This window comes from Streptomyces asoensis, assembly GCF_013085465.1.
GTDB lineage: Bacteria > Actinomycetota > Actinomycetes > Streptomycetales > Streptomycetaceae > Streptomyces > Streptomyces cacaoi_A.
Map to the genome: position 1 here is coordinate 682396 of NZ_CP049838.1, position 13270 is coordinate 695665.

A 13270-nucleotide genomic window follows, 5' to 3' on the forward strand; every position below is an offset into this window, starting at 1 on the left:
CGGTGGCATCACCCGCGACCTCCGCCGTGACCTGTACGCGGCGGGCGCCGCCGTCCTGCTCGTGACGGCGGCCGTGCTGATCGGCCACCACATCCAGCACACCCATCACACTCTCCGGGTCGACTGGCCACCGCTGCTGGGCAGTTGGGGCCCTCATGTGGGACCGGGAACGCCGGCGGCCGTCGTGGTGGCGGTCGCGACCGTGGGGTACGGACCCGCCCTGGCCGCCCGCCTGCCCTGGCGGGCCCTGCTCGCGGCGGCCTGGGGCACGGCCACGGCCTGGATCCTCTCCCTCGCCCTGATCGACGACTGGCAACGGGGAGTCGCCGGCCGGCTCACCACCCGCCATGAGTACCTCCAGGTCATCGACCGTTTCCACGACGTCCCGGCGACCCTGCGCGACTTCACCCACCACATCCTTCTGGAGTCCCCCGACAACTGGCCCGCGCATGTCGCCGGCCATCCCCCGGCGGCCACGCTGACCTTCGTCCTGCTCGACCGGATCGGGCTGCGGGGCGGGGGCTGGGCCGGGACCTGGTGCGTCGCCGTCGGCGCGGCGGCCTGTGTGGCCGTGCTGGTGGCGGTGCGGGCGCTGGCCGACGAGGGGCTCGCGCGGCGGGCGGCGCCCTTCCTGGTGCTGGCTCCGGCGGCGGTGTGGATGGGGACGTCGGCCGACGCGTACTTCGCGGCGGTCGCCGCGTGGTCCGTGGCACTGCTTGCCCTGGCGGTCACGGGACGGCGGGTCAGGAGCGGGGCGCTGGGCTCAGGCCTGCTCTTCGGCCTGACCTGCTACCTCTCCTACGGCCTCACCCTCTTCGCACTCGTCGGCGCGGCGGTGCTGCTGCTCGGGCGGGGGCGCGTCCGGGAGCGTCCCGAGGTGCTCGTCCTTCTGCTCGCCGGCGCGGCCGTCGTGCCGACGGCGTTCACCCTCGCCGGATTCGACTGGTGGGAGGCGTACCGGCTGCTGGTCACGCGCTACCACCAGGGCGCGGGCGGTATCCGCCCCTACGGCTACTGGGTGTGGGCCAACCTCGCCTGCACGGTCCTGATCACCGGCCTGGCGACGGCGGCCGGCCTACGGCGGACCGGCGCGACACTCCGCCGCCACCGCGGCGAGAGCCTCGCGCGACCGGACGACCCGCGCCGCTCCGGCGCGGACGCCCGGCTCGCCCTCCTCGTGGCCGCCGCCCTGCTCGCCCTGCTCGTGGCCGACCTGTCCGGCATGAGCAAGGCCGAGACGGAACGCATCTGGCTCCCCTTCGCCCTGTGGCTCCTCCCGGCCTGCGCGTTCCTCACCCGCCCGCGTGTCTGGCTGGCCGCCCAGGCCGCCCTGGCCCTGCTGCTCAACCACCTGTTGCTGACGGGCTGGTGAACCGGGGCGCGACGGCGCTCACCCGGCGAGTTCTCCGAGGAGCGCCCAGGTGCGGCGGCGTGCGGCGTCCCCGGCGATGCCCGTGCCCGAGAACACCACCTCCGTCGCCCCGGCGTCGCGGTAGCGGCGCACCTCGGCGGCGACCGTCCGCTCGTCGCCGATCACCGCCACGTCGGCTGCCCGCCGGCCGCCGGAGAGTTCGACGACCCGCGCATAGGACGGGAACTGTTCGTAGAACGCGAGCTTTTCGGTGGCCTTTTCCCGTACGGCGTCGGCGTCGTCGGTGACCACTCCGTACACCAGGGCGACGATCCGTGGCGCGGGACGCCCCGCGGCCTCCGCCGCGGCGGTGACGGCCGGGACGATGTGCTCCTCCAGGGCGCGCGGTCCCGCCAGATACGGCAGGATCCCGTCCGCCAGCTCGCCGCTGGCACGGAGCGCCTGGGGACCCATCGCGGCGACGAGCAACGGCACACCGGTTTCGGCGCCCGGCACCCGCGCCGGGATCGGGGTGGTCGCGGTGAGCAGTTCACCGTGGAAGTCGGCGGCGCCGGTCTCCGTCAACTGCCGCAGGGCGGTGAGGAATTCACGCAGGCGGGCGATGGGCCGTTCGAAGGGGATACCGAATCCCGCCTCGGTCAGGAGCTTGGTGCCGAGCGCCAGTCCGAGATGGTAGCGACCGTGCGTGGCCGCCTGGGCGGTCTGGGCCTGGCTGGAGATCAGCAGCGGGTGGCGGCCGAACACGGGAATCGCGGAGGTCCCCACGTGCAGGCCGGGTACTTCGCGCCCGACGATCGCGGCGAGCTGGGGTGAGTCCGCGCCGAAGGTCTGCCCGAACCAGGCCGACCGCAGCCCGGCGGCCCGGGCCTCCTGTGCGAGCCGCACGGTGGCGTCGATCTGGTTGTCGGCGTCGGTCGCGTCGAGTGCTACTCCCAAGGTCATGTCAGCGAGAACCAGGGGCGGCCGGCCGGGCATTCCGGTCCTGTGTGACGGCTCTTTGTCAGTCATGTGAACGCGGCCGTGGCACGCATCCGGCACGGGGGTCGCCCAGCCCGCGCGTCCGTTCCGCAACCGCACGGGACGGTCCGCCCGATCGTGCCGCATCGATACGGAAAACAGTGCAACCTTCGGGGCAATCGGGTTGTCTCAGTTTATGTCCGACACACAACCTTCGGGGGATGTCATGGTGCGAAGCAGAACCGTCTGGGCCACCGCCGCCCTCCTGACCGCCACCCTGGGCGTGGCCGCGGTCCCCGCCACGGCCACCGCCACCCCGGCCACGGCCGCCCGGGCCGCCGCCTGCCCCACCGGCTGGGGCAGCCTGGCCAAGACGTACCTCGCCGGCACGGCGACGCCGCTGACGAACGTCAGGACCGGCCGCCACGACTGCTACGACCGGTTCGTCGTCGACGTCCCGGGCGCGGGCGCCGCCGAACTGGGCTTCTCGGTCGCGTACGTCGACCGGCTCTACCAGGACGCCTCGGGCCGCCCCATTCCCGTCGGCGGCGGCGCCATCCTGGAGGTGCGGGTGAACGCGCCCTCCTACGACCCCGAGACCGGCACACCCACCTATCCGGGACGGGTGGCGCAGCCCCTGCCGGGCGTGAACCTCGCCGGGTACAGCACCTTCCGGGACACCCGGTACGCCGGGAGCTTCGAGGGTGTGACGCAGTTCGGACTCGGCGTACGCGCGCGCCTGCCGTTCCGGGTGCAGCACCTGGCCGACCACCTCGTGGTGGACGTCGCGCACACCTGGTGACACCGGCCGCCCGGACAACCCCCGGCGCTCGGCCCTCCGGGGCCGGCGCCGGGCGCGGCGCGGGTACGCCCGTCGCGAGCGCGTGTTCACGCGGCCCCCGGGACATCTCGGCCGGGATTTCGTAGGCTGTCGGTCGCCGTTCGCCACCCCCACCGCGCCCCATAGAGGACCGGATGCAGACCCTCAGACTTGTCAAGTACCTGACATCAACAGCCGTGGTTCTCGCGCTGCTGGCCCCGGCACCGACCGCGGCCGCCGCCACGCCGGTCGCCGCCCAGGGCGCCATCGCCTCCGCTTCCGCCGCCGAGGCCGCTCCCCCGCCGGCGGAGGACTGGCAGCCGCCCCTGTCCACCCGGGGCCGCTACATCGTCGACGCGCAAGGGCGCCGCTTCCGTCTGAAGTCCGCCAACTGGGACGGCGCCCAGGGCTCGTGGTCGGGAAGCGGCAGCACCGCCGATCCCGCCAACCACCACGCCGGCCAGAACTCCTCCGGCATACCCCTCGGCCTGGACCGCGCCCCGCTGTCCGAGCTGCTCGCCGACTTCCACCGGCTCGGCATCAACAGCATCAGGCTGCCGTTCTCCAACGAGATGATCCGCACGACGACCCCGGTGCCGGACACCGCGGTCGCGGCCAACCCGCAACTGCGCGGCAGCACACCCCTTCAGGTCTTCGACGCCGTCGTGGCCGCCCTCACCCGGGACGGGTTCGCGGTCATCCTCAACAACCACACCAACACCACCCGCTGGTGCTGCGGCGTGGACGGCAACGAACGCTGGAACAGCGGTCAGTCCACTCGGCAATGGACGGACGACTGGGTCTTCATGGCCCGCCGCTACTCCGCCGACCCCCGTGTCGTGGGCGCGGATCTCTACAACGAGGTGCGCCGTGACGTACTGGACGACCCCAACTGGGGCCTCGGCGACGACCACGACTGGTACGCGGCGGCCCAGCTCGCGGCGGACCGCATCCTCACCGAGGCCGACCCCGACCTCCTCATCGTCGTCGAAGGCATCAACTGGACCGGTCTGCCCGTGGACGGGCTGCCGCACGAGCGCCCCACCCTCACGCCCGTCCGCACGCTTTCGCACGCCCTCCTGGACGCGCACAAGCTGGTCCACTCCGCCCACTTCTACGGCTACACCGGCCCCCGGCACAGCGGTGCCACCGGGATCGGCGAGACCCACGACCCGCGCTACCAGGACCTGACCCGCGACCAGCTGTCCCAGGTCCTCACCGACCAGGCCTTCTTCGTCACCGCGGAGGGACAGCACTACTCGGCCCCCGTGTGGATCAGCGAGTTCGGCATCGGCGCCCAGGAGACCGGCGCCGCCGCCCGCACCTGGTTCGGCAACCTCACCGACTACTTCGCCGACCACGACGCCGACTTCGCCTACTGGCCCCTGGTCGGCTGGGAGGGCCACGACGACTGGGCGCTGCTGCGCTACGACACGACAGGGCGCCGGTACGGCATCCTCGACCAGGCCGACTGGCGCGCCGCCGCCTGGGATCACCTGATGACGTCCGCGACCCGCACCGGGACCGTCCCGCCAGTGCCGGTCCGGCGCATGCTCGCCACCGACCACGGCGACGCGGTGCGGTCCCGGCGGGTTCGGGCCGGCGGGGACTGGGATCCGGGGGCCTCCAAGGCCGCCTGCCCCGACGGACTCCGGCTGATCGGCCTCAGCCACACCGGCGGCCGGAGTCTGTGCACCGACACGACCGGCGGCGACCTGCGGGCCCCGGGCGACACACAGACGGTCGTCACCGACGAACGCCACGTCCCCGCCGGCGGCGACTGGGCCGGCGGATACACCAAACTCCAGTGCCCCGCCGGGCAGTTCCTCATCGGCCACAGCCTCCGTGGGGAACGCGTGTCGGCCGCCCTGTGCGTGCCCGCCCGCACCGCGCTGGGCCGGGCCGGACGGACCGTCTGGTTCGACCGGTCCGACAGCCGGCCCACCGACAGCGGCGGCGACTTCGCCCAGGGCCGCTACAAGGGCCAGTGCGCCGCCGACGAGTACGCCGCGGGCATCGCCTTCACCACCCGGTTCGGCAGCACACCGGGCCCCGCCGCCCTGCTGTGCGTCCCGCTGGGCCCGTGAACACCGCGCCCCCAACGGGCTTCGCACAGCCGCCCGTTGGGGGCGCGGACGCCCTTGCGTCCCGGAACCCCTGCGAAATTGTCCGTGATCGGTAACAGGCGGATCCCGCCGGGCCTTTTCCCCGTCCTGACAGCTGCACGGGATCACCGGGGGCACGGGATCCACCGACACGACACGAACAGGGCAGACATGGCGCGGCATGGCGGGCGGGGATGGTACGGCCGGGTTCTCGCGGCGGCGGTCGGTGTGACGGCGATGGCCGCCGTCACCTCGGTATGGACCGCGCAGGCCGGTCCGGTGGACGGGGGGCAGGCGGGAGCGGGCGCCTCGGCACGCCCCTCTGCGGATTCCGTGCCGGCCCGGGTGTCGGTGGACATCGCCCATGCCTCGGACCACGGTGCCCGCGGCGTCAACATCACCATCGACGACGGCCCGGACCCCGACTGGACGCCGCAGGTCCTTCAAGTACTGCGGGAGAACGGCGTGAAGGCCACCTTCTGCATGGTGGGCACCCAGGCCCAGGCCCACCCCGACCTGGTCAAGGCCGTGGTGGCGGACGGGCACCGGCTGTGCAACCACACCGTCTCGCACGACACCACCATGGACACCAAGCCCGAGTCCTACCAGTCGCAGCAGATCCTGGACGCCGAGCGAATGATCACCGAGGCCTCCGGGGGCGTCCGCCCCGTGTACTACCGGGCGCCGGGCGGCGCCTTCACCCCCTACAGCCGCGATCTCGCCGCCTCCCGCGGGATGCGGCCGCTGGGCTGGAACGTCGACACCAAGGACTTCGAACGGCCCGGCGCCACCGCCATCGTCGCCACCGTCGAGAGCGAGGTGTCCAACGGCCCGACGATCCTCTTCCACGACGCGGGCGGGGACCGCTCACAGACCGTGGCGGCCCTGCGCGAGGTACTGCCGTGGCTGCGGCAGCAGGGGTACTCCTTCGGCTTCCCGGTGCGCTGAGCGCACGGTCACTCCGCGCCGCGCCTGTCCTCCTCGCTCCAGGCCCGGGTGTCCCGGGGCCGGACGTACGGTTCGTCGCCCTCGGGCAACCCGCCGGCCACGGCCCGCTGCCGGGCCAGCTCGGCGTCGAACTCCAGGCCGAGCAGGATCGCGATGTTGCTGATCCACAGCCACACCAGGAAGACGATCACTCCGGCGAGCGTGCCGTAGGTCTTGTTGTACGAGCCGAAATTGGCCACGTAGAAGGCGAAGCCGGCGGAGGCGATCAGCCAGATCACCAGGGCCAGCACGCTCCCTGGCGTGATCCACCGCAATCCGCGCCCCCGGACGTTCGGGGTCGCCCAGTACAGCAGGGCGATCATGATCGTGACCAGGACCACCAGCACCGGCCACTTCGCGATGGACCACACCGTCAGCGCCGTGTCCCCGATGCCCAGCGCGGCGCCGGCCTGGCGGGCCAGACCGCCGGTGAACACCACGATCAGCGCGCTGGCGACCGCGAGCACCAGAAGCACCACCGTCACCCCCACGCGCAGCGGCAGCACCTTCCACACCGGCCGCCCCTCGGGCATGTCGTACACCGCGTTGGCGCTGCGGATGAAGGCGGCCGTGTAGCCGGAGGCCGACCACACCGCCAGCACGAGACCGACGATCGCCATGACCGAGCCGACGCCGCCCCGGCCCTGGAGCTGGTGCACCGCGTCGCTGATGATGTCGCGGGCCGAACCCGGCGCCACCTTGCGGAGGTTGTCCAGGACCTCGTCGGTCGCCGACTTCCCCGCCAGCCCCAGGAGCGACACCAGCACCAGCAGAGCCGGGAACATCGACAGCACCCCGTAGTACGTCAGTGCCGCGGCCCGGTCCGTGAGTTCGTCGTCCTTGAACTCCCGCAGTACGCCCTTGAGCACGGCCGACCAGGAGCGCTTCGGCAACTGTCCCGGCCCGTCCGGCGCCCGCCGTTCCACCTGCTCGTCCGGCCCGGACGTCCCCTCCCGACCGGTCACCGACGGCGTGGCGTCGTCATGGTCGGATTTCGATGTGCGTGCCATGACAACGGAGTAACCGCAACGGGCCGTTCCATGCGTCGACCAGGGCGGTGGCCGGAACCGGGTGAGTCCTGACGCAGCGTCCAGCCTGGCGGGGACTCGCCCTAGGCCCGCGCGGTCCCTTGCGCGACCATGGGGAGCGGGTCAGGAATCGCGCCAGGGGGAGGGGCGGTCGATGAGTGGTGGATGGCGTGGGCCGGGTCGTCGGCGGAAGACGAGCCCGCAGCCCGGTCCGGTGGAGCCGGAGAACGTCGGGAGCGGCGAGCTGGCCGAAGGCATCTCCTACAGCATCACGCGACGGGACGGGGCCGACGGCATCCCGGAAGTGAACATCACCTACACGATGACGCCGGAGGCCAAGGCGCGCTGGACCCTGAGCGCCGCGTACGAGAACAGGGGCGCGACGCATCCCGACACGCTCACCGCGGCGTTCGAGCTGGCCGAGGTGCTGAGGGAGCAGGGGTCCACGGGCGACGCGGTCGAGCTCTACCGCCACGCCGTGACCGGACGCCGGACCGTGCTCGGCCATGGCCACCCCGACACCCTGGAGGCCACATCGTCCCTGGCACAGGCGCTGGAGGAGCTGGGCGAGCTGTCGGAGGCGGACCAGCTGACCCGGACGGTGTGGGCCGAACAGGTCCGCGCATCCGGTGACGCCGACCCCGAAGCCCTGACGAGCCTGGCCCGGGTCGCTCGCCTCGCCCTCCGGATGAAGCGGACGGCGGAGGCGGAGCGACTGGTCCGCGAGGTGCTGGCGGTCCGCGAGCGGGTCCTGGGCCAGGAGCACCGGTCCACCCTGAGCAGCCGCAACGACCTGGCCGGTGTTCTGCGTGCCCAGGGGCGGGTCGAGGATGCCGAGCAGCTCTACAGACAGGTGGCGGAGGACGCCGGGCGGCTGTTCGGACCCGCCGACTCGCTGAGTATGCACGCGCGGGGCAACCAGGCCGCCGTCCTCGCCCACCAGGGCCGGTGGGTCGAGGCCGAGCAGCACTACCGGACGGTGGTCGACTTCCTCGTGCGGACCAAGAGCGCCGGCCACGTGGAGACGCTGTCGGCCCGGCAGAACCTGGCCTCGGTCCTGCACGGAGCGGGCAAGACGGGCGACGCCGAGGCGCTGATGCGCACGGTCGTGGACGGCTACTGCAAGGTCTTGGGCACCGATCATCCCAACTCGGTCGCCGCCATGCGCAACCTGGCCGCGATGGTGCACCGCCGGGGTGGCCGCGCGGAGGCGGAGGCGCTGTGCCGCAAGGTCGTCGCCGTCTACGAGCGCCGGTTCGGGCCGGGCGACCCCCGTACCGCCGAAGCCCGGGCGAACCTGCGTCTGGTCATGGAGACCGACGGCTGAACGATGCCTGTGTCGGTGCTGGTGCCGGTGCTGGTGTCGGCGCCTGTCAGACGCCCACGTGGATGTGCGAGGCCCACAACGACGGGAACCAGGCGTACCGGGTGTGCAGGTCGGCCACCGTGGCATGCAGGGCGAGCGCCACGTGGTCGTCCTCCGCCCGGGAATCCGCCCCGCCCGCCCCGGCCGTCCCGGTGTGCGTCGGCGCCCGTCCGGCGAGCGCCGCGTAGAAGGAGGTGGCCATCTCCGGTGCCAGTTCGTCCCCGACCGGCCACAGGGTGCCCACCACGTGCCGGAATCCCGCCAGTTGGAAGGCGCCCGTGATGTGGATGGCCTCGTCCACCAGCTCCTGCCGGGTGGAGGAGGTCGCGCAGGCGGACAGATAGGCCAGGTGTGCGCCGTCGAGGCGGAGCCCGGCCACATCGGTGACGGTGAGCGGACGTGTCGCGTGGTCGTGGGTCAGGATGCGGCACGCCGAGGGATCCTGTGTATCGGCCACGGCATGGCAGGCGAAGTGCACGGACCGCGCGTGCCGCAACGCCGCCAGCACGCCGTCCCGGGTTGCCTCCTCGTTGACGAGTGAGACAGGTGCGCGGCCGTTCGTCGGATACCGGCCCACCGCCTGGGCCTCGGCGTCCGCGTTCGGCAGGTCCCCCGCCCCCGGAGTCCGCGACATGCTGACGATCAGCTGTTCCGAGCCACCCGCCGAGGTGCCCCTGCGCCGGGTGCGCGCGTGCTGGAGCGCCGCCACGGTGGACGTGTACGACGAGGCCACCTTCGCCAGAGCGCACCGCTCGTTCTCCGGGTCGGCTCGGGGGCCGTGGTAGCCGGCCGCGTGGAGAGGCAGGAAGGCCGACGCTCCCTGGGGGGACCACCACACGCGCGTGGGAGTGCCGTCGATCGCGGACGGCAGGAGCCGGGTGAGCCGTTCCAGAACCGGTCCGGTGATCGTGTCCCACAGCCACTCCAGTGTCTCCGCGACCGTCTCCTGGCGGGCCAGCCGCCCGTCGAGGCCTTCGGAACCGCCGGCGGGCGCGTTGACGGCGGAGAGGAATCCGGTCACCCTGTCCTGGACCTCTTCGGCGGTGGTCCCCAGGGGCACGACGTCGAGTGCTCCGTCGGCCACGATCAGGGCGTCGCAGCGGATACTGATGTTGATCACCACGACCGGTCCCGCCCCGGCGCGCCGGATGATCTCCTGCGCCGACGCAGGACGCAGGAAGTCCGCCATCCCGGGCAGGGACCGGACCTCGGCCACCAGTTCGTCCCACTCGGCCTCAAGGGTCCGCATCCGCTCGGCGACCCGCTGCTCCCGCGCCGCCGAGTACGTGTCGGCGCCGAGTGGCACCGGATCCTCGACGTCACGCAGCCGTACGAATCGATCGGCCAGTACCGGCGCGCGCTCCCGCAGCCGCGCCACGTCGGTCTCCCGGGACCGCAGGAGACGGCCGAGCAGCACGCCGCGCCCGTGCTCCAGGACCTCCAGGGCCTGTTCGGGCCGGCCGGCCTCCAGGGCGTACGCGGCCGCCTCGGCCGCCAGACCGTGCTCGCGGGCCAGCACGTACTGCTGGTCCGCGCGGTCCAGGTCGCGGGTGGCCAGCCGCGGCAGGAGCCGCACCGCCTCCGTCAGCCAGTGGCGAGCGGCCTCCCAGTCGTGTCGCGTGCCGCACACCTGCCCGAGCGTGGCACGGGCGCGCAGCCGATCGTGGACGGGTGCGGTCCGCACCTCGACCGAGCCCCGAGCCACTTCGAGGGCTTCCGCCGACAGACGTTCGTCGTCCGTTGCCAGGGACAGTTCGTGCAGCGCCTCGGCGAGCGCGGTGCGCGCGGGGATCTGTGCGGGGTGATCGGCGGGGTAGCCGCCGACGAGGGTGCGCAGCAACTCGACGCATTCCGTCAGATCGGCCTCGCTGCCCAGGACCTCGGCGCGGGACCGCAGGGCCTCGGCCAACTCCCGGAGGGTGATCCGGCCCGCTCCGGAGTCGCCCGACCGCAGGGCCTGCACCTGGCGCAACAGGCCCACCGCCTCGTCGAGGTCGGCGGTGCCGACGCCGACGGCGTCATGGCGCAGTCGCAACTGGCGAGCGAGATTGCCCAGCATGAAGGGTCGTTGGACGTCTCCGGCCGGACACGCGGCGATACCTGCACGCTGGGTCTCGACGGCCTCGTGCAGCTGCGGTCGGTGGCCGGTGTGCTGGTAGCGGGCGAGCTGAGCGCTGCTGAGGGTGGACAGTACTGCGGAGCGGTCCGGCGAGTGCGGCGGCAGGGCGGCCAGGGCCCGGTGGAGGTGGTCGGTGCACTGGTCGAGGTCACCGAGGTCGTTGTCGCCGTAGAAGCGTTGCAGCAGGCTTTGGCCGAGGGCCGTGTGCAGAGCCGCGAAGTTGGGGCTGTGGCGCGGGAGGTGCCGGACCGCTTCCCGCCGGAGTGCGATGGCTCGGTCCAGGTCGGCGGGAGCACCGGTGCGGTCGTGCCGGTGGGCCAGCTGGGCGGCGAGCTCCGAGGCGGTGGCCCTGGCGTTCTCCGCGGAGTTCTGGTGCGAGCCGAACACGTCGAGGGCGGTGCCGAGCGTGGCGATGGCCGACTCGAGGTCGGCCGGGTCGTCGGTGAGGCCGTACCGGGCGGCGTGGGCCTTGCCCAGCTCGGACAGCGCGACGCCGCGGTTGGGATCCTCGTGGGGAAGCGTCCGAGCGGTGTCCCGCAGCGTCCGCACGGCCCGGTCGGCCCACCGCACCTCGCCGGAGCGCGCGGCACGCTGCAACGCGAGAGCGGCCGCCCTCAGGGTCAGCAGAAGGCGGTTGAAGTCGTCGAGCGCGTAATTCCCTTCGACGACGTGCCACAGGAGGGCGACGGCCTCGTCCAGTTCGTCCAGGCGGCCGTCGAGCCGGAACCTCTCCGTCAGGGACGCGGACAGATTGGCGGCGAGCTGCCACGGCTCCGTGCCACCGCTCCTGAGCGTCTCGTCGCGGGCCCTGCGCAGGCCGTCCACCGCCTCGTCCAGAGCCTCCCGCTCCCGCGTCAGCTCGTACCAACTGCTGAGGAACGAGGCGAGATTGACCTGCCGAGGCAGTCGCTCCGGGCTCTCCGGCGGGGTGTGGCCCAGCGCCTGCCGTTGTACCGCCACGGCTTCACGCAGCTGCTCCCGGTCGCCGTCGAGGTCGTACAGCTCCCCCAACGTCTCCGCGAGGCCACCGAGTTGGGCGGCCCGCTCGCCGGGCATCGCGGGCGGCAGCGCCACGCAACGGCGCAGCAGTTCGGCGGCCTCCTCCAGCGGTGAGAGCTCGCCGGTGCGGTGATGGAGCCGGCGCAGGGCGCGGCCCAGACCGTAGAGGTAGATCTCGCGGTACGGGTGTCCGCCGGGGGCCACGTCGATGGCGCGCCGATAACAGTGGATCGCGCGCTCCAGGGTCGGCAGATCCTGGGTGTGCTCGTAGAGTTCCGCCTCGGCGTGGGCGAGGTTCCTCAGGTGCACGTCCCGGCCGGGGGTGGCGTCGGAGGTGGCGTCGACGACCCGGCGGTCGAGGTCGCGCGCCCGCCGCAGCGCGGCGACGTCCCCCGTGCGGTGGTAGAGCTCCAACTCCCGTAAGCCCTGGCGGTGCAGCTCGTCGATGGACGGCCCGGCCGGCCGCCCGAAGCGGGGAACATCGTTGCCCATACCCACAACCATAGGGTCGTGGGGAGGCCCGGGGCAGGGTGCCGCAGACGCCTCCCCTGCCGGCTTCCGTCCTCAAGTCCCGGTCGGGGGCGGTGAGTCGACGGGATGCACGTACCGAGGAGGAGGCGGCAGGCCCTGCCGCCAGTGCAGGCACAGCGCCTCCGCCAGGCTCCGCTCCTCCTGGAGGCTGTCCGGCAGCGGAAGGTGCAGGGCCTGAAGCAGGTCGAAGCGGTGCAGTTCGAACGCCGCGCGCACGGCGTCGCCGTAGGTCAGTGCCGCCTGGACGGCCCCGTGGTAGGCGAGCAGGGCCACGGCGGCGGGAGCCAGGGCGAGCAGCACCCACCAGCCCGAGCGGAGCAGCAGCACGGTGCTGACGAGGGCGGTCACCGCGGTGGTGACGCACAGTCGTGCCGCCGCGTCGAGGGAGTCGCGGCCGTCGTCGACGACGGCACGCGCACGCTCTCCGAGCACGGGGTACAGCCGCGGCCAGGCGACCGCGGCGTCCCAGCCGTGGTCCCGGCCGGCCGTGTCCCGCAGCGCCGCCAGCACATTGCCCAGGGCCGTCGGCCGGACGAGGTGGTCCGGGAGCGGATACCGCCGGCGCAGCACGGCCGCCGCGGCGCCCGCCCGCTGCACCTGCGCGGGCGACGGCTCCCCGGCCGGCCCGGCCAGCTCGGCCCGCGCCGCCAGCCGTGCTCTGCGCCGGCGCTGGAGCGCCCGGAGCGGACCGGCACCGAGCGCTTCGGGCCATCCGCCCTCCAGCAGTCGCACCACGGCCAGTTGGAAGGGCTGGAACACCACGGCGACCACGGTCGTCCCGACGACGATCCACACCGCCTGCCCGGCGCCGACCGCGGTGGCGGTGCGCCAGGCCCGCCGCAGGGAGACGTCGGCTCCGGGCGCCCCCGCCCAGACCAGGAGCAGGACGAACACCGTCGCCGCGTAGGTCGGCAGATAGGCCACCGAGAAGAACCTGACCGAGCCGTCGAGCGGCTTGGGGACGACGGGCCCGAGGCTCACGCCGG

9 protein-coding genes are annotated in these 13270 nt (G+C 73.1%); 5 read left to right on the forward strand and 4 right to left on the reverse strand.

Annotated elements, in window-relative coordinates; genetic code table 11:
• Positions 1 to 7 precede the first annotated feature (7 nt).
• Positions 8 to 1372 carry a hypothetical protein gene (locus tag G9272_RS03155; RefSeq protein ID WP_171401817.1) on the forward strand — a complete coding sequence of 455 codons (1365 nt, stop codon included), beginning with the start codon at positions 8 to 10 and terminating at the stop codon, positions 1370 to 1372.
• Positions 1373 to 1390: 18 nt separating this feature from the next.
• Here G9272_RS03155 and G9272_RS03160 read toward each other — a convergent pair whose 3' ends face one another.
• Positions 1391 to 2314, reverse strand: coding sequence for an LLM class F420-dependent oxidoreductase (locus G9272_RS03160; protein WP_171395085.1), 924 nt, complete (start codon positions 2312 to 2314; stop codon positions 1391 to 1393).
• 241 nt (positions 2315 to 2555) lie between these two features.
• Between G9272_RS03160 and G9272_RS03165 the strand changes: the two genes are divergently transcribed.
• From G9272_RS03165 to G9272_RS03175, 3 genes are all read left to right on the forward strand, one after another.
• Positions 2556 to 3131 (forward strand): AMIN-like domain-containing (lipo)protein, encoded by a 576-nt coding sequence (locus G9272_RS03165; RefSeq protein ID WP_171395086.1) that lies wholly within the window; start codon positions 2556 to 2558, stop codon positions 3129 to 3131.
• Between the two features lie 173 nt (positions 3132 to 3304).
• Positions 3305 to 5236 (forward strand): glycoside hydrolase family 5 protein, encoded by a 1932-nt coding sequence (locus G9272_RS03170; RefSeq protein ID WP_171395087.1) that lies wholly within the window; start codon positions 3305 to 3307, stop codon positions 5234 to 5236.
• Positions 5237 to 5425: 189 nt separating this feature from the next.
• Complete coding sequence (locus tag G9272_RS03175; RefSeq protein WP_171395088.1) at positions 5426 to 6202, forward strand: polysaccharide deacetylase family protein; 777 nt, start codon at positions 5426 to 5428, stop codon at positions 6200 to 6202.
• 8 nt (positions 6203 to 6210) lie between these two features.
• Here G9272_RS03175 and G9272_RS03180 read toward each other — a convergent pair whose 3' ends face one another.
• A complete protein-coding gene (locus G9272_RS03180; RefSeq protein ID WP_171395089.1) occupies positions 6211 to 7251 on the reverse strand; it encodes a YihY/virulence factor BrkB family protein in 1041 nt (346 codons plus the stop codon).
• Between the two features lie 232 nt (positions 7252 to 7483).
• On the opposite strand from G9272_RS03180, the gene G9272_RS03185 reads away from it, so the two are divergent.
• Positions 7484 to 8596, forward strand: coding sequence for a tetratricopeptide repeat protein (locus G9272_RS03185; RefSeq protein WP_171395090.1), 1113 nt, complete (start codon positions 7484 to 7486; stop codon positions 8594 to 8596).
• A gap of 46 nt (positions 8597 to 8642) precedes the next feature.
• Here G9272_RS03185 and G9272_RS03190 read toward each other — a convergent pair whose 3' ends face one another.
• Together G9272_RS03190 and G9272_RS03195 are read right to left on the reverse strand one after the other, a co-directional pair.
• Positions 8643 to 12245 carry a CHAT domain-containing tetratricopeptide repeat protein gene (locus tag G9272_RS03190; RefSeq protein WP_171395091.1) on the reverse strand — a complete coding sequence of 1201 codons (3603 nt, stop codon included), beginning with the start codon at positions 12243 to 12245 and terminating at the stop codon, positions 8643 to 8645.
• A gap of 72 nt (positions 12246 to 12317) precedes the next feature.
• A complete protein-coding gene (locus G9272_RS03195; protein ID WP_171395092.1) occupies positions 12318 to 13265 on the reverse strand; it encodes a hypothetical protein in 948 nt (315 codons plus the stop codon).
• Between the last annotated feature and the right edge of the window lie 5 nt (positions 13266 to 13270).